13 protein-coding genes and 1 pseudogene are annotated in these 16,675 nt (G+C 62.8%); 8 read left to right on the forward strand and 6 right to left on the reverse strand.

The window, feature by feature from the left end; genetic code table 11:
* Positions 1-37 precede the first annotated feature (37 nt).
* Both mutY and ACNA1V_RS14130 read right to left on the reverse strand, forming a co-directional pair.
* Positions 38-1,105 (reverse strand): A/G-specific adenine glycosylase, encoded by a 1,068-nt coding sequence (gene mutY / locus ACNA1V_RS14125; RefSeq protein WP_415834242.1) that lies wholly within the window; start codon positions 1,103-1,105, stop codon positions 38-40.
* Between the two features lie 62 nt (positions 1,106-1,167).
* On the reverse strand, positions 1,168-3,300 hold the full coding sequence (locus ACNA1V_RS14130; RefSeq protein ID WP_415834243.1) for a PhoX family protein: 2,133 nt from the start codon (positions 3,298-3,300) through the stop codon (positions 1,168-1,170).
* Between the two features lie 405 nt (positions 3,301-3,705).
* Between ACNA1V_RS14130 and ACNA1V_RS14135 the strand changes: the two genes are divergently transcribed.
* Entirely contained in the window at positions 3,706-4,338 is a 633-nt protein-coding gene (locus tag ACNA1V_RS14135; protein WP_415834244.1) for a LysE family translocator, read from the forward strand.
* Positions 4,339-4,356: 18 nt separating this feature from the next.
* Here ACNA1V_RS14135 and ACNA1V_RS14140 read toward each other — a convergent pair whose 3' ends face one another.
* Positions 4,357-5,265, reverse strand: a complete 909-nt coding sequence (locus tag ACNA1V_RS14140) for a cell division protein FtsX (protein ID WP_415834245.1) — start codon at positions 5,263-5,265, stop codon at positions 4,357-4,359.
* A complete protein-coding gene (locus ACNA1V_RS14145) occupies positions 5,262-5,942 on the reverse strand; it encodes a cell division ATP-binding protein FtsE (RefSeq protein WP_415834246.1) in 681 nt (226 codons plus the stop codon). Before ACNA1V_RS14145 ends, ACNA1V_RS14140 begins: the two co-directional genes overlap by 4 nt.
* 526 nt (positions 5,943-6,468) lie before the next feature.
* Here ACNA1V_RS14145 and ACNA1V_RS14150 point away from each other — a divergent pair.
* From ACNA1V_RS14150 to ACNA1V_RS14180, 7 genes and pseudogenes are all read left to right on the forward strand, one after another.
* Positions 6,469-7,026 carry a GbsR/MarR family transcriptional regulator gene (locus tag ACNA1V_RS14150; protein ID WP_415834264.1) on the forward strand — a complete coding sequence of 186 codons (558 nt, stop codon included), beginning with the start codon at positions 6,469-6,471 and terminating at the stop codon, positions 7,024-7,026.
* A 101-nt stretch (positions 7,027-7,127) separates the two neighbouring features.
* Positions 7,128-8,720, forward strand: a complete 1,593-nt coding sequence (locus ACNA1V_RS14155) for a cytochrome ubiquinol oxidase subunit I (RefSeq protein ID WP_415834247.1) — start codon at positions 7,128-7,130, stop codon at positions 8,718-8,720.
* A gap of 15 nt (positions 8,721-8,735) precedes the next feature.
* Complete coding sequence (gene cydB / locus ACNA1V_RS14160) at positions 8,736-9,890, forward strand: cytochrome d ubiquinol oxidase subunit II (protein ID WP_415834248.1); 1,155 nt, start codon at positions 8,736-8,738, stop codon at positions 9,888-9,890.
* Positions 9,891-9,902: 12 nt separating this feature from the next.
* A complete protein-coding gene (cydX, locus tag ACNA1V_RS14165) occupies positions 9,903-10,043 on the forward strand; it encodes a cytochrome bd-I oxidase subunit CydX (protein WP_415834249.1) in 141 nt (46 codons plus the stop codon).
* Positions 10,044-10,045: 2 nt separating this feature from the next.
* A pseudogene (gene cydD, locus ACNA1V_RS14170) lies at positions 10,046-11,812 on the forward strand (thiol reductant ABC exporter subunit CydD); the annotation flags it as partial.
* 86 nt (positions 11,813-11,898) lie between these two features.
* Positions 11,899-13,584: a thiol reductant ABC exporter subunit CydC gene (gene cydC / locus ACNA1V_RS14175; RefSeq protein ID WP_415834251.1), complete on the forward strand. Its 1,686-nt coding sequence runs from the start codon at positions 11,899-11,901 to the stop codon at positions 13,582-13,584.
* Between the two features lie 238 nt (positions 13,585-13,822).
* Complete coding sequence (locus ACNA1V_RS14180) at positions 13,823-14,374, forward strand: adenine phosphoribosyltransferase (RefSeq protein ID WP_415834252.1); 552 nt, start codon at positions 13,823-13,825, stop codon at positions 14,372-14,374.
* A 113-nt stretch (positions 14,375-14,487) separates the two neighbouring features.
* Here ACNA1V_RS14180 and ACNA1V_RS14185 read toward each other — a convergent pair whose 3' ends face one another.
* The gene (locus tag ACNA1V_RS14185; RefSeq protein ID WP_415834253.1) at positions 14,488-15,462 is read right to left on the reverse strand and encodes a LysR family transcriptional regulator; all 975 of its coding nucleotides are present in this window, start codon (positions 15,460-15,462) and stop codon (positions 14,488-14,490) included.
* 29 nt (positions 15,463-15,491) lie between these two features.
* Positions 15,492-16,628: a glutamate 5-kinase gene (proB, locus tag ACNA1V_RS14190; RefSeq protein WP_415834254.1), complete on the reverse strand. Its 1,137-nt coding sequence runs from the start codon at positions 16,626-16,628 to the stop codon at positions 15,492-15,494.
* Between the last annotated feature and the right edge of the window lie 47 nt (positions 16,629-16,675).

Consider the following 16,675-nt stretch of genomic DNA (forward strand, 5'->3'; position numbering starts at 1 on the left):
GGTAGCCCGAGGCAGGCGGATGGCGGCGCGCGGCAGCTCAGGCAGGCAACAGGCTGGGGGCCTGGCCATAGAGGCCCGACAGCAGTTTTTCCACCGGGCGAGGCAAGGCCAGTTGCGCCAGCGTATTAAGATCGAACCAGCGGCAGTCGGCGGGGGGCGCACAGGGCTGGGCCAGTTCGACCAGACAGGGCTGCGCCAGCAGCCGATAGTGCGTGAACACATGGGAAAACGGCGCCAGCGTGCTGAAACTGGCCGAGACCGTGCCGCAGAGCGCCTGCAAGGCATGGGTGGGTGCGGTATCGCTGCTGAATTCGGGCAGGCTCCACAGGCCGCCCCAGATGCCTTGCTGTGGCCGTAATTGCAGCAGTATCTGCCCGCTGGCCTGAATCACCAGCATGGCGGTCGTTTTTTCCGGGATGGCTTTGCGTGCCTTGGGCGTCGGCAGCTCCTGCTGGCGGCCGGTTTGCCGGGCAGAACAGCCATGTTCCAGCGGACACTGGCAACAGGACGGCATGCCACGGGTGCAAACCGTCGCACCCAGATCCATCAATCCCTGGGTGTAGGCAGGCATGCCAGGGTCGTGTTGGCCGGCGCCGGGCAGGGCGGCATCGGCGATTTCCCACAACCGTTTTTCGGTTTCACGCTTGGACGGATCCCCTTCGATACCAAAATAGCGTGCAAAGACCCGTTTGACGTTGCCATCGAGGATGGCGGCACGGCGGTCCCAGGAAAATGCTGCAATGGCTGCGGCTGTCGAGCGGCCGATGCCGGGCAAGGTTTCTATGTCTGCCGGATCTCGGGGAAATTGTCCTTGCCAGTCGGCCATAATGGTCTGGGCGCAGCGGTGCAGATTGCGCGCACGTGCGTAGTAACCCAGCCCGGCCCAGTAGGGCATGACTTCTTCCTGGCTGGCAGCGGCCAGGGCGCCGATGTCGGGAAAGCGCTCAAGAAAGCGTGCGTAATAGCCCAGGACGGTACTGACCTGGGTTTGCTGCAGCATGATTTCAGAGAGCCAGACCCGGTACGGGTCGCGGGTCTGTTGCCAGGGCAGGCCGTGGCGGCCGGCCCTGGCTTGCCAGTCAATGATACGAGGGGCGATATCCATGGCCAGGATTATCGCACCGGCCCGGGCCGGCTGAACATTGCAGCCGGCCCGCAGGCTGTGCCTCAGCCCTTGGCCGTGGCTTCGGGGAAGGTGCCGACCAGGCCGCCGTCCTTGCGCCAGATCACCACTGTCGCGGGGCGCGGACGCGTGGCCTTGGCGCCGTCCGGCCAGCGGGAAATGGCAGTGGGATCCGCTTGCGAGGCGCTGACACTGGCGCCTTCGCCGGGGTGCTGGATGTTGATGAACAGGTACTTCATGTCCGGTGTCCAGGTCACGCCGGTGACTTCGCAACCCTTTGGGCCTACCATGAAGCGGCGGATTTCCTTGGAGACCGGGTCGGCCACCAGCATCTGGTTGTTGCCCTGGCCTTCGTAATCCCCGCTGTTGTCATAGCTGCCGTCCGTCTGGATCCACAGCAGGCCGCGCGGATCGAAAGCCAGGCCGTCCGGGCTGTTAAAGGTGTTGTCCTTGGTGATGTTGGCGGAGCCGGCGCGCAGATCCCCTTCCGGATAGACGTTCGGGTTGCCGGCCAGCACGAAGATGTCCCATTCGAAGCTCAGGTTGGCGGGGTCGCCGCCAGCTTCACGCCAGCGCACGATCTGGCCATACTTGTTGCCGTTGCGCGGGTTGGCATCATTGGCTTCCGGGTGCAGCGGGCCGCCAGGATAGCGTTCCTTGCCGTTGCCGCGCGAACTGTTGTTGGTCAGCGTGACATAGGCCTCGCGGGTGTCCGGATGCACGGCGACCCATTCGGGGCGGTCCATGGGGGTAGCGCCCACGGCATCGGCCGCCTGGCGTGTCTTGATCAGCAGTTCACCCATATCGTTGTTGAACAGATCCCCCAGGCGCTTGCCGTCGAGCGTCGGGGTGTCCAGCGTCAGCGGAACCCAGCGGCCGACGCCGGCGAAATCGCCGCTGGTGTCGCCGTTATCGAAAATGGCGACATACAGCGTGCCTTCGTGCAGCAACTGGTGGTTCAGCGCGGGCGTGGCAGGGTCGTACTTCCCGTTGGAAACGAATTTGTAGATGTATTCGCTGACCTGGTCGTCGCCCATGTAAATGACGACGCGCTTGTCATCCGCCAGGGTGATGGCGGCGTTCTCATGCTTGAAGCGGCCCAGCGCGGTCAGCTTCTTGGGGGCGGAGGACGGGTCGAAGGGATTGATTTCCACCACCCAGCCGAAGCGGTTGGCTTCGTTGGGCTCTTCGCTCCAGTCGAAGCGTGAATCGTGCGTGTCCCATTTGTAGGAACTGCTGGAGGTCTTGCCGCTACCCTTGTAGCGCTGCAGGTGCGCTTTTTGTTCCGCATCGACGTAATCGACGGCGTTGGCGTCTTTGGTGCCCACGCCGAAGTAGTCAGTGAAGTTTTCTTCACAGGTCAGGTAGGTGTTCCAGAAGGTATGGCCGTTGCCGCAGTTGCCATAGGTACCATAGGCGTAGCGGCCTTCCGGGTCGGCGTGGGTCTTGGCCAGGCGGCTGCCGGCGGCAGGGCCGACCAGCTGCATCAGCGTGGTCGCATTGACGCTGCGGTTGTAGCGCGAGTCCTGCACCATTTCCCAATTACCCTGGCCGTTCAGGCGGATGTGCTTGACCGATGCGCCCTGCGCATGTTGCGATTTGCGCACCCAGTCGAGGTTCCAGCCGGCCTTGCCGGGTTCGATCCCTTTGGGGAAGAAGAAGTGCGGGGTAATGTATTCGTGGTTCGTGACCAGCAGGCCTTCCGTGCTGCTGCCCGAGATGCTGTTGCTGCCGTCGATCGGGAAGAAATGCATGCCGTCGTGGTTGTAGCCGATCTGCAGGGACTGGGCCGTGCCGCCGTCGCTGGCATCGCCCTTGAATGCGGGGGAGTAAACGTGCAGCGGGTCGCCCCAGCGCGTGATGACGGCGCTGGCATAGCCTTCCGGCAGGGTGATGGTGTCATCGGTGCTGTAGGGAATGCCTTTGAACGCCTTGATCTGTTCGGCATCGAGCTTGGGCAGGGCCGAGCCGTCCGTATCGCCGCCGCCATTATTGTCGTCGTCGTTGTCGCTGCTGCCGCCACAGGCTGCCAGGCTGCTGCCGAAGAAGCCGACGGCGCCCATGCCCAGACCGGTTTTCAGGAAGCCGCGGCGAGCGTGGGCAACACTGACAACCTCGTTGAAGGAGCGGGCTTTGGAGGGGTTGGACGAGATATCGTCGAGGTCGAGTTCGTTCATGCGGAAATCATCCTTGGCAGCAGGGTAAAAACAGTGGCGTCTGAACGCCGCGCAGGCCGAATGATGCGTGTCGGATGTGACTTGAAAGTGACGATTTGCTATCTGGTTCAAGCGTCTGAAAATAAGACTGATTTGTATGTTTTTACGGTTCTGGCGGCCGGGCAGGCAGCCTGCCATGGCGAGATAAGGGCTTGATGTGCCGGGTCGGCCATCATGGTCAGGCGCAAGACCCAGGATGCTGCCGGTGTTGGGCCCAGCACCGCTTTGGAGGGCGCCTTGCCGTCGGGTTGGCGACGCGGCCGGTTTTTGCATGCGGGGGGTGGATAGGCGACCGGTTTCAATAGGTATAAGATCGCCAGAAGTGGAATCGGCCGCCCGATTCACTTCCCTGAAAGGACGACCCTCATGCCGGATCTCTCATATCTTCTGGCCTTTTCTGCCATTGCGCTCGGTATGGCCCTGACACCCGGACCGAACATGATCTACCTGATTTCCCGTTCTATCTGCCAGGGCCGCATGGCAGGTCTGATTTCACTCGGTGGTGTGGCGTTGGGTTTCGTGTTTTACATGCTGTGCGCTGCCTTCGGTATTACGGCGCTCGTGATGGCCGTGCCTTATGCCTATGACGCCTTGCGCGTCGCCGGTGCGGCTTACCTGTTGTATCTGGCCTGGCAAACCTTGAAGCCGGGCGGGCGTTCACCGTTTCAGGTCACGGCTTTGCAGAAGGATTCGCCACGCAAGCTGTTCATGATGGGTTTTGTGACCAATCTGCTGAATCCGAAGATTGCCGTGATGTACCTGTCTTTGCTGCCGCAATTCATTCAGCCGGGGCATGGCAGTGTTCTGGCGCAATCGCTGGTCCTGGGCGGCGCACAGATCGCAATCAGCATAACGATCAATGCCATCATTGCTATCGCAGCGGGCAGCATTGCCGTCTTTCTGGCACGCCGTCCGCGCTGGCTGGCGGTTCAGCGCTGGCTCATGGGCACGGTGCTGGCAGGCCTGGCGCTGCGCCTGATTGCCGACGGCAAGCGTTGAAAACCGTCGGTGGCGGCCTCAGAAGCGGGTGTTGCGTGTGACTGACCAGCGCGCCGCCAGCGCGCACAGCGCAGCGGTGACGATGATGGCAGGTAACAACTCCGCCGGGGCCGGCAGTTGCAAGACGATGCTGGTGTCGTAGCTTTGCGCCAGGCGGGTGAGGGCGGTGTTCATGGGGCGCAATGCCAGGGCGGCAAAGACCAGCGCCAGCAACGACGCCAGCAAGCCACTCAAGGCGCCTTGATACAGAAATGGTCGGCGCACGAAGGATTCCGTGGCGCCGACGAGGCGGGCGACCGCGATTTCTTCCCGTTGTGTCAGCGCCTGCATGCGGACGGTGTTGAATACGGTTGCCAGCACCACCAGGCCAACGGCAACGGCCAGCAGCAGCAAGGCGATGCGGGCCGTGCTGGCCAGGGCTTCCAGGCGCTGCATCCAGGCGCTGTCCAGCTGTACCCGGTCAACGTCCGGCCAGGCCTGCCATTGCCGGGCGAGGTCGCTTGCGGTTTCTGTCGCATTCGGGCCGGCAGCGAAGGTGACGGTAATGGCATCTGGCAGTGGGTTGTCCGGCAGCACGGCCAGGGCTTCGCGCCAGCCCGGCGTGCGTTGTAGCGAGGACAGGGCATTTTCCTTGGTGATCAGCCGGGCGGATTGAATGCCGGCGTCGCCGGCGGTGCGCACCCGCTCCAGCACTTGCGCGCTGGCATCGCGCGGTGCGTCCACGCGCATGAAGATCGTCAGTTCCGGCGCGACGGAAAGGTCGCGGGTCACGGGGCGGGCGGCGTCCAGGATGGCTGCGCCCAGCACGGGCAGGCAAAGCGCCAGTGCCATGATGCACAGATTGGCCAATGACGAGAACGGCTGGCGCACCAGGCGCTGCAGGGCGATGCCCAGGGCATAGCGGTGTTGCCGCAGCAGGCTGTTCATGGCTGGGCCTCCAGGCGGCCGGCATCACGAAAGCGGCCGCCGGTTTCCAGCACCAACTTGCGGCTGGCGTAATGCGCCATGAGCGCTTCATCGTGCGAGGCAATCAGCAATGTCACGCCGACACGGTTGAAATCGCGAAAAACATTCATGATGCGACGGGCGTTGTCCTGGTCGAGATTGGCAGTCGGCTCGTCGGCGATCAGGATGGCAGGGCGGTTGACGATGGCGCGCGCAATGGCCAGCCGCTGCTGCTCGCCACCGGATAACGCAATGGGGTTGAGCATTTCTTTGTTCGACAGACCGACTTTTTCCATGGCGGCACGCGCTCGGGCGGCAGCCTGCGCGCGCGGCAGGCCCATGACTGCCAGCGGCAGCATCACGTTCTCGAAGGCGCTGCGGTCATAGAGCAGGTGCGTGTCCTGCAGGATCACGCCGACGGCGCGGCGCAGATAGGGCCGCGCCCGTGCGGGCAGCGCCTGCAGCTGCTGGCCGCTGACCACGATACGGCCACGGCTGGCATCTTCCAGGCCGCCCACCAATTTGAGCAGCGTCGATTTGCCTGCGCCGGATGGGCCGGACACAAAGACAAATTCACCGGCCGTCACGTGAAAACTGACGTCGGCCAGGATATTGGCGCTTTGTCCGTAGGATTTGAATACGTGCTGGAATTCGATCATGTCATGCCTGGTGCAGGCGGGGGCACAAGGGGCGCGCAGGGTTGATTAATGATTCTACTCACAGCGGGGCCAGAGTTAAAGGCATCTGCAAAGGCATGTCGAGCCCAGGGAGGGGCATGTCGGCGCGTTGCTGGCGGACGAACGGGCGCTGATCCGGAAAATGACAGCCGGGCCGGCCGCTGGCGGATGCTGCAGGTAGTTGAAATCATGAGCAATCCATCATTCATGCACAGATTTCTGCTGCGCCGGGTGTGGGTACGGGCGCGGGCCTTTGAGCGGGATTTGATATGGGACAAGAGCGGTATGCGCGGCGATTCGTATGATGCGACTGTTGCCGGAATGCTGCGCCGCCAGTGGCGGAATAAGGAAAAGTCACATTGGCCGCCCAGAATTGTTGCAAGTGCACATCGGGGCCGCAGGGGCTTGATATTCGTCAATGCGCAAGTTTGCGTTCTGTGTTCGAATGTTCGATAATTTCAGTAAATACAGAAATCAATGTAACAAGACATTAAGAAAGGACCTCCGGATGCAGGAGCTCAGCCCGCAAATTCAGCGCTTCATTCTTCATTTTGGTGAGATGGGCAGCCGCTGGGGAGTTAATCGCACGGTGGGTCAGATGTATGCCTTGTTGTTTCTGGCGCCGGATCCCTTGTGTGCCGACGATATCGGCGACGCACTGGGATTTTCGCGCTCCAACGTCAGCATGGGACTGAAGGAGCTGCAATCCTGGCGCCTGGTGAAGCTGGTGCACAAAGTCGGGGACAGGCGTGATTTCTTTGAGTCGCCCAAGGATGTCTGGGAAATTTTCCGCATCCTGGTCGAAGAAAAACGCAAACGCGAGATTGATCCGACCATGTCGCTCTTGCGCGATGCTTTGCTGGAACCGCCTGCGGACGGCAAGGAAGCCTACGCGCAGCAACGCATGACGGAAATGCTGGAGCTTATTGAACTATCTACCGGCTGGTTCGATGAGGTCCACCGGCTGCCGCCGGAAACTCTGGAGAGCCTGATGCGCCTGGGAAGCAAGGTGCAGAAGGTGCTCGGTCTTGCCGGAAAACTGAGTGGAAAAGTACGCGCGAGTTGAAACCATGCACACCCTTTTAATGACTGCTGTCCCGCAGGCGACCCGGACCCGGGCCTCGGCAGCTCCCTGTAGCCGGGCCCGCATGCAAGAAGAGGCCGGCCATGTTTGAATTCGACGTCGTAGGTCTGTCGCGCCTGCAGTTCGCCGCGACGGCGCTTTTCCACTTTATTTTCGTGCCATTGACGCTCGGGCTGTCGTTCCTGCTCGCCATCATGGAAACCATCTACTTTGTTTCCGGCAAGGACATCTGGCGCCGCATGACCCTGTTCTGGGGCACGCTGTTCGGCATCAACTTCGCCATTGGCGTCGGTACCGGCGTGGTCATGGAGTTCCAGTTCGGCATGAACTGGTCTTACTACAGCCATTACGTCGGTGATATCTTCGGTGCGCCGCTGGCCATCGAAGGCCTGATGGCGTTCTTCCTGGAAGCGACCTTCATCGGCCTGTTCTTCTTCGGCTGGAACCGCATGTCCAAGCGCGCCCACCTGATCGTGACCTGGCTGGTCGCGCTGGGCACGAACTTCTCCGCATTGTGGATTCTGGTGGCCAATGGCTGGATGCAATATCCGGTGGGCGCCATCTTCAATCCCGACACCATGCGTATGGAGATGACCAGCTTCATCGAGGTCATCCTCAATCCGGTGGCACAGGCCAAGTTCCTGCACACTGTCATTGCCGGCTACATCACCGGTTCCATGTTCCTCGTTGCCGTCAGCGCCTGGTACCTGCTGCGTCGCCGCAACGTTGATCTGGCCAAGCGTTCCATTCTGGTGGGTTCTGCCTTCGGCATGCTGGTATCGCTGGGTTCCATCACGCTGGGCGACGAAAGCGGTTACCTGATCGGCGAACACCAGCAAATGAAGATTGCTGCGCTGGAAGCCATGTGGGAAACCGAACCCGCGCCCGCGCCCTTCAATGTGATCGCCATCCCCAACCAGGCGGAAATGAAGAACGACTTCTCGATCCAGATTCCCTGGGTCATGGGCCTGATCGGTACGCGCTCCTTCACGGAAGTCATGCCTGGCATTCACGAGCTGATCGAACGCGCCGAAGGCCGTGTGGCAGAAGGTATCAAGGCCTATGTCGCCCTGGACGCTGTGCGCAACAACCCTGAAGACATCGAAGCCAAGACCTACTTCACTGAAAATTGGCGCAACCTGGGCTACGGTCTGTTGCTGAAGAAGTACCGTGACGACATCGCCAATGCCACGCCGGAAGAAATCGCCATGGCTGCGCGCGACACGCTGCCGGATGTGTGGCCGCTGTTCTACGGCTTCCGCATCATGGTCGCACTGGGCTTCTACTTCCTGGTCTTCTTCTCGATCATGTTCTGGCTGAGTGTGAAGAACCGTGTGGGCACCATGACGCCGGGCCGTCTGAAGTTCCTGATGTGGAACATCTTCACCCCCTGGGTAGCGATCGAGTGCGGCTGGTTCGTGGCCGAGTACGGCCGTCAGCCCTGGGTGATCGACGGTATCCTGCCGACCGCCTATGCCGCTTCGGCGCTGAGCGTGACGCAGCTTTCCATCAGTCTGGCCATCTATGTGGCGCTGTATGTGACGCTGTTCATCATCGGTACCAAGGTCATGCTGCACGCGATCCGCAAGGGCCCGGATTACTACGCGCCCGCCATTGCCAACAGCACGCCTGACACGGCAGCCGGACAAGGCGTCAAGCCTGCGGTCCAGCATTGAACCCGGAGCACGGAAATGGAAAACTCCCTGATACTGCTTGACTATCCTACCCTTCGTGTCATCTGGTGGCTGCTGCTGGGCATCCTGCTGATCGGCTTCACCATCATGGACGGGTTTGACCTCGGGGTGGCGTCGCTGCTGCCCGTCATCGGGCGCACTGACGAAGAGCGCCGCATCATGATCAATCTGGTCGGCCCGGTCTGGGAAGGCAACCAGGTATGGCTGATTACCGGCGGCGGCGCGATTTTTGCTGCCTGGCCGGCGCTGTATGCCGCTTCCTTCTCGGGGCTGTATCTCGCCATGATGCTGCTGTTGGTCGCCTTGATCACCCGGCCTGCCGGTTTCAAGTACCGCAGCAAGTTCGAAAACACCAAGTGGCGCAATACTTGGGACGGCGTGCTGACTTTCTCTGGTGTCGTGGCGCCGGTGGTCTTCGGCGTGGCATTCGGCAACGTTATCCTGGGCCTGCCGTTCGCCATCGAACCCAGCACCCTGCGGCCGCTGTACCTGGGCAGCTTCTTCGCGCTGTTCTCGCCGTTTGCGCTGATGTGCGGTGTGTTGAGCCTGCTGATGCACGTTACCCATGGCGCAACGCTGCTGGCCTGGCGTACCGTGGATCCGGTTGCATCGCGAGCCCGCAAGCTGGGCATCTGGACTGGACTGCTGGTGGCGGTGCTGTTTGTTGCTGGCGGCTTCTGGGTGGCGAATCTGGATGGCCATATCGTTACCTCTGCGCTGAGTGTCGATGGCCCGTCCAACCCTGCCGGCAAGACGGTGGCGCTGGAGCAGGGGGCCTGGCTGCAGAACTTTGAAACCTGGCCCCTGATGTGGATTGCGCCTGTGGTGGGTGTGGCGGCTGCACTGTTGGCAAGCCTGCTGCTGGCGGCACGCCGTCCGATGCTGGCCTTCCTGTCGTCTTGCGCCAGTATTGCCGGTATCATTCTGACTGTCGGTTTTGCGCTGTTCCCGTTCCTGATGCCGTCGTCGGCGCAGCCGGGGATCGGCCTGACGGTCTGGGATGCATCGTCCAGCCATCTGACGCTGTGGGTCATGCTGATCGCCACGATCATTTTCCTGCCCATCGTGCTGGCCTACACGTCGTACGTGTACCGTGTCATGCGTGGCAAGGTCTCGGCAGCCACGCTGTCCGAAACCACCAACACCTATTAAAGGAGTCTGTCCATGTGGTATCTCACCTGGTTGCTCGGATTGGCGCTGGCATGCGCATTTGCAGTGGGTTGTGGCCTCTGGTACGAAGTGCACCAGAAGGATCTGGACGGTGCCGATCCCGGTGGCGTCGGACCTGCTGTCAAGCGTAGCTGAACATGGCGGGCGTCGAGCACGATCCTTCAGCGGTATTGCTGAAGCTGCCGCGCGAGCAATCGCGCTGGCTTTCGGGCTTGGCGCGCCAAGCCCGGGGCGCCCTCGGACTGGCAGTGGCTGCGCCGCTGCTGGCCGGGGCGTTACTGGTTTTCCAGGCCTGGCTGTTGGCCAGTGTGCTGGATAAGGCCATTGTCCAGGGGGCCGGGCGCGACGCCTTGCTGCCGGGCATTGCTGCCATTGCTGCCTTGATCGTGGTGCGTGCCATCCTGACATGGGTGGGGGAGCGCGCCGGTATCCGGGCAGCGGAACGCATCAAGGTGCTGGTACGCCAGTCCTTGTTTGCCGATATGCTGGCCCGTGGTCCGCAATGGACACGCGGGCAGGCCTCGGGAGCGCTGGCCAGCGTCATGGTCGAGCAGGTCGAGGCCTTCGATGGCTTTTTCTCCCGTTATCTGCCGACCATGGTGTCGGGCACTTTCCTGCCGGTGGCCTTTGCCATCGTTGTCTTGCCGGTCGATGTCGTCGCCGGCCTGCTGCTGTTGCTGACGGCGCCACTGATTCCGGTCTTCATGGCCCTGGTGGGCTGGGGCGCGGAAGCGGCCAGCCGCCGTCACCTGGAAGCCTTTGCGCGGCTGTCCGGCTTTTTTGCCGATCGCCTGCGCGGGCTATCCACGCTCAAGCTCTATGGCCGCGCGCGCGCCGAAGCGGATGCGGTGCAGGAGGCCAGCGAAACTCTGCGTGGCAAAACCATGTCGGTGCTGCGCATCGCGTTTCTGTCTTCCGCCACGCTGGAGTTTTTCGCGGCGCTGGGCGTGGCAGGCGTGGCCTTGTATGTCGGCCTGACCTATCTGGGATTCGTGACGCTCCGTTCGGATATCCTGACCCTGCAGGCCGGCATGTTCTGTCTGTTGATGGCGCCGGAAGTCTATAACCCCTTGCGCCAGTTCGCTGCCCACTACCATGATCGTGCAGCTGCCAGGGCGGCCGTCGCGGAAATTGCCACGATTTACGAAAACCTGCCGGCTGTCAGCGCAGCCGTGGCAGCGGAAGCAGAAAGTGCAGGCCCGGCGTCCTCAGGGGCGGCGCCCATGCATGGGGCTGCGGGCCTGGTGCTGAGAAATCTGGTGGTGCGCGCGCCTGGACGGGAGGCGCCGCTGCTGCGTGAATGTGATCTGACTATCGCGCCGGGCGAATGCATTGCCCTGATGGGCGATAGCGGCATAGGTAAATCGTCGTTGCTGGAAACGCTGGCCGGGCTGCGTCCGGCTGCCGCGGGCGAGATTCTGCTGGACGGCAAGGCTTTGTCGGCCTGGGAGCCGGCCGCGCTGCGCCGCCGTATCGCATTGATCGGGCAACATCCCTATTTGCATCAGGACAGCATCGCCGGCAACCTGCGACTGGCTGCGCCGGATGCCAGTGACAGTGAATTGATGGCAGCGGCTGCACAGGCGGGCATGGACGATTTCCTGGCGGAGCTGCCGCAAGGCCTGGCTACCCGGCTGGGGCAACGTGGCTATGGCCTGTCTGGCGGACAGGCGCAGCGCGTCGCGCTCGCGCGTCTGTTCCTGCGCGAGCCCGGCCTGATCCTGCTGGATGAGCCGACGGCGCACCTGGACGCTGTGACCCGTGATCGTGTCATGGACGCCATTCTGGCGTTTGCGCGAGGCCGTACGCTGCTGGTGGCGACGCATGACATTGATGTGGCACGCCGATTGGATCGTGTCTGGCGCTTCGGGCTGGATGGGCGCCTGCATGAAGTGCAGCGAGCCGCGCTGGCGACGGCCCAGGCGGCCGGGAAGGGGGCGTCATCCGGAATGGCGCCGGCAGTCGCACTGGAAGCTGGGGAGGTGCGTTCATGAAGTCCTTGTGGCGCCTGCTTGGCCCCATGTACCGCCAGCGCCGTGATGGTTTGCTGCTGGCCTTGCTATTGACGATCATTGCACTGATTGCCGGGGTCGGCCTGCTGGGCGTATCCGGCTGGTTCCTGACTGGCGCGGCGCTGGCTGGCGCTGGGGCGGCCTTCAACCTGTTTGCGCCGTCGGCGCTGGTGCGTGGTTTTTCCTTTATCCGAATCCTGGCGCGTTACGGTGAACGCCTGACGGGGCACGATGCCACGCTCAAATTGTTGGCAGACTTGCGGGGCAATATTTTCCGCCGTCTGCTGCGGCTGGATCCTGCGCAACTGGCGCGTTACCGGGATGGCGATCTGGTTGCGCGCCTGACAGGCGATGTGGATGCGCTGGACACTGTCTATCTGTTTGCCATTGCGCCCATCATTACCGCGCTGTGCGTGGGGGGGATCCTGGTCGCCGTACTGGGCGCCTGGGTGCCGGCCGCAGCATTGGTGCTGCTGGCAGGAATCCTGCTGGCCACGCTGGTGGTGCCGGCCTGGCTGGCGCGCAGCGCCAAGCGGCCCGGCGCAGTGGTGCAACAGACGTCTGCAGCGCTGCGGGACGGTGTGCTGGAAGCCGTGCAGGCGCACGCCGACCTGCTGGCCTTGGATGCCGCAGGGCAGGCTCGCCGTGCCTTTGCCGCCAGTTGCCTGGAAGCGGCGGTGGCGCGTGAGCGCCAGGCCGCCATCGGGTCAGCCGGGCAGCTGGTGCTGCAGGCCGTGGCGGGCCTGTGTGTGGTAGCGGTGCTGTATTTTGGTATCGAACCACTGCGTAACGGTGAGGTGAGCGGACCTGTGCTGGCCGGGCTGGTACTGGCGGTGCTGGGGGTTTTCGAGGTTGTCGGCCCGATCATGCGCGGTGCTTCACGTCTGGGGGCCGCGGCTGCGGCGGCGCAGCGTATCGAAGCGCTGGCGGCCGAGCCGCCGCAGATCGTCGATCCCGCGCATCCGGTGGCCCTGCCGCAACACGGAGAGGTGGTGTTCGATCAGGTGTTCTACGCCTACGGAAAAGCGGGTGAAGAGCGTGGCGGCGATGTCCTGCGCGGACTGAACCTGACCTTGTCGCCGGGTGAGCTGGTGGCGGTGGTCGGTGCCAGCGGCGCCGGGAAATCCACGCTGTTGAGCCTTTTGCTGCGCCTGGCGGATCCACGACTGGGGACGGTCAGTTTTGGTGGTGTGCCGCTGTGCGAGGCGCGCCAGGAAGAGGTGCATGCCCGCGTGGCACTGCTGTCGCAGCATGAGCCTGTGTTCCTGGGCACGATCCGCAGCAATCTGCAGATCGGCGCGCCTGAAGCGGACGACGCGACGCTCTGGCAGGCGCTGGACGATGCCCGGCTGGGAGATTTCGTGCGCTCCTTGCCGGACGGCCTGGATACCTGGACGGGCGAAACCGGCCGGACTCTGTCTGCCGGGCAGGCGCGTCGCCTGTGTCTGGCTCGTGCCTTGCTGTCGCCGGCGCAGGTATTGGCGCTGGATGAGCCCACGCAAGGTCTGGATGCAGAGGCTGAACACGCCTTTTTGTCCGATCTGGCGAGCGCGGCCCGGGGCCGTGCCGTGCTGCTGGTGACGCATGCGCGCCTGCCTGAAGGGGCGGCAGACCGTGTCCTGGAGCTGCGTGATGGCGTCCTGCATCGCTTGAAGGCAAACTGATGCCATGCCGCCGGCATGATGCCGGCTGGCGTTGACATGGGCATGGGCGGGCGGCGGGCTCGCCGGAATAGCAGAAACGTTCGTTCCCTATCCGGGGCGGACGTTTTTGTTTGCATGGCAGAGGGTGTTGCACAGTGTTGTTGTTATGTGGAACGTCTCAGTAGTCATGTCATGTCCGGGGAGTTATAGTGGCGCAGTCTTGAGTTTTTCCTTTAGTTTTTCCTTTTGTGACAGCAACATGCAAACCGATCTTGAGGCCTTGATTCGCCGGACGATACGCAGTGTGCCGAATTGGCCCAAACCTGGCGTGACCTTCAGGGATATCACACCGGTCCTGCAGGATCCGCGTACCTTCCGGATTCTGATCGACCTGTTTGTGTACCGCTACATGCGTCAACGCCTGGATCTGGTCGCAGGTGTGGATGCGCGTGGCTTTATCGTCGGCAGTGTGCTGGCCTATGAGCTGAATCTGGGCTTTGTGCCGGTGCGCAAGAAAGGCAAGCTGCCCTACGAGACCCTGTCGGAAGACTACTCGCTGGAGTATGGTAATGCGACGGTGGAAATTCATGCGGATGCGGTCAAGACCGGCCAGCGCGTCCTGCTGGTTGACGACCTGATCGCAACGGGCGGCACGATGCTGGCGGCCATCAAGCTGCTGCAGCGCATGGGCGCCAATGTCGTTGAGGCAGCAGGCATTATCGACTTGCCGGAGCTGGGCGGTTCGACCTCGATCGCGGCCACTGGTACCCCGCTCTATACCGTTTGCGCCTTCGACGAAGATTCGCGCTGAGTGCCGCTCTGGCCGTGGCCCGATGGCATTGCCGCCTTGGCAGTGCTGCAGGCCTGGATGCGGCTGCAACTAAAGATATCGCCGGCCTGGGGCCGGCGTTGCTTTGCCTGGACTTATAAAAAGAAGATATCCGACACCGAGCGGGTACGTTCCGTGCCAGGGTGGCCGTCTTTGCTCAAGGCCTGTTGCAGAAAGGTCAGGAAGGCCTTGGTTTTGGCTGGCAGTACGCGCGAAGGCAACAGGGCATAGAGGGGCAGTGCCTCCATTTCCCAATCCGGCAGGATGCGAACCAGATGTCTGGCGGCCAGCCGCTGTGAAAGATCCAGGTGCGGCAGCTGCAGAACCGGCAGCCGCGTGATACCCAGGCCGCGTTCGGCCAGCCGCAGCAGCATGGCAATATTGTTTACGGCGATGGGGCCGTGGACGGTCACGCGTTCCTGCTCATCGCCGCGTGTCAGGCGCCAGGTGGCCTTTTCCGGGCTCATGTCAGGGCGCAGGCAGACATGCTGGCTCAAGTCGGAAGGATGGCGTGGGTAGCCGTGGCGCGCCAGATAGTCTGCCGAGGCATAGAGCTGGTGCGGCATGGAGTGGATGTGGTGCAGCACCAGGTCGGAATCGGGCTGCGGGCCCATGCGCAGGATCAGGTCATAGGGATTGCTGATGCTATCGACCAGCCCGATGTTCATGTCGAACTCGAATTCCAGGCCGGGGTGCGCCTGCTGCAGCGCGGGTAGCAGATCCGGCAGCAGCAGGGTGCCCAGGCTGATAGGCATGGAAATATGCAAGCGCCCTTGTGGCTGGGATAGCTGCCCGAGTATCTGCTCGTGAGCAATGCGTGCCTCGTCGATCAGGTAGCGGCAGCGCTGGAAGTACAGGTCGCCAGCTTCGGTCAGCTCGATGCGGCGTGTGCTGCGGTTGAGCAGCTTCAGGCCCAGCGTTTTTTCCAGTTCGGTGATCCGGCGCGAGAGCGTGGAGGTAGGAATTCCCAGGGCTTCGCCGGCGCGCGAAAAGCTCTTGCGCCGTGCGACCTCGACGAACAGCGCGATGTCATTGAGCGGGATGTTCGGGAGATCGGCAGGGCGTTCCATGGGGACCTTTGCTGGGGGCGTCGGCAGGCCTAATTCACGAGCACCAGATTGTCTCTGTGGATCAGTTCCGGTGAGTTGGCTTCTTCGCCCAGGATATCAGCAATGCGCGAGGAGGGTTGGCGCAGCAGGCGCCGGGTGTCCGAGGCGTTGTAGTTGACCAGGCCACGGGCGATTTCACGGCCGGAGGCATCCACGCAGGCGACGGCATCGCCGCGTTCGAATTCGCCATGCGCCTGCACCACGCCGATGGGCAGCAGGCTTTTTCCTTCCTTGGCTACGGCGCGGGCGGCGCCGGGATCCAGTACCAGCTGTCCACGCAGGCGCAGGTGATCGGCCAGCCATTGCTTGCGCGATGACAGCGATTGGGCACTGGCATGCAGTTCCGTGCCTATGCATTCGCCTTCCGCCAGGCGGATGAGCACATCATGTTCGCGGCCCGAGGCAATGAGCGTATGGGCGCCGCTGTGGGCGGCGCGTTTGGCGGCCAGGATCTTGGTGAGCATGCCGCCGGTGCCCACATTGCTGCCTGCGCCGCCAGCCATGGCTTCCAGTTCGGGCGAGCCGGCTTCTGCGTGCGAAATAAAACGGGCTTCCGGATTCTTGCGTGGGTCGGCGGAGTACAGGCCACGCTGGTCGGTCAGGATGATCAGCGCGTCGGCATCGACCAGATGGGTAACCAGCGCGCCCAGCGTGTCGTTGTCACCCACGCGGATTTCGTCGGTCACGACGGTATCGTTTTCGTTGATGATGGGGACTACCCCCAGGCGCAGCAGCTCGAACAGCGTGGAGCGTGCGTTCAGATAGCGGGTGCGGTCTGCGAGGTCTTCGTGCGTCAGCAGGATCTGCGCGGTGCGCAGCCCGTGCCGGGCAAAGGCGGCCTCATAGGCTTGCGCCAAGCCCATCTGGCCGACGGCGGCGGCGGCCTGCAGCTCGTGCATGATTTTGGGGCGTTGCAGCCAGCCCAGGCGCGCCAGGCCCTCGGCAATGGCGCCGCTGGACACCAGCACGACCTGCTTGCCGGCAGCATGCAGCGCGGCAATCTGGCGGGCCCAATTGCCCAGCGCGGCCAGGTCCAGGCCGCGGCCTTCATTGGTGACCAGGGACGAACCTACCTTGACCACCAGGCGGTCGGCGGAGGCGATGACGGAGACAGGAGCGGAAGCCATGGAAGCAGCGGGCGCAACAGCGTAGAGAAGATGGCGGAAAACCCCGG

The sequence above is a fragment of the Kerstersia similis genome (assembly GCF_965139615.1).
Lineage (GTDB): Bacteria > Pseudomonadota > Gammaproteobacteria > Burkholderiales > Burkholderiaceae_B > Kerstersia > Kerstersia similis.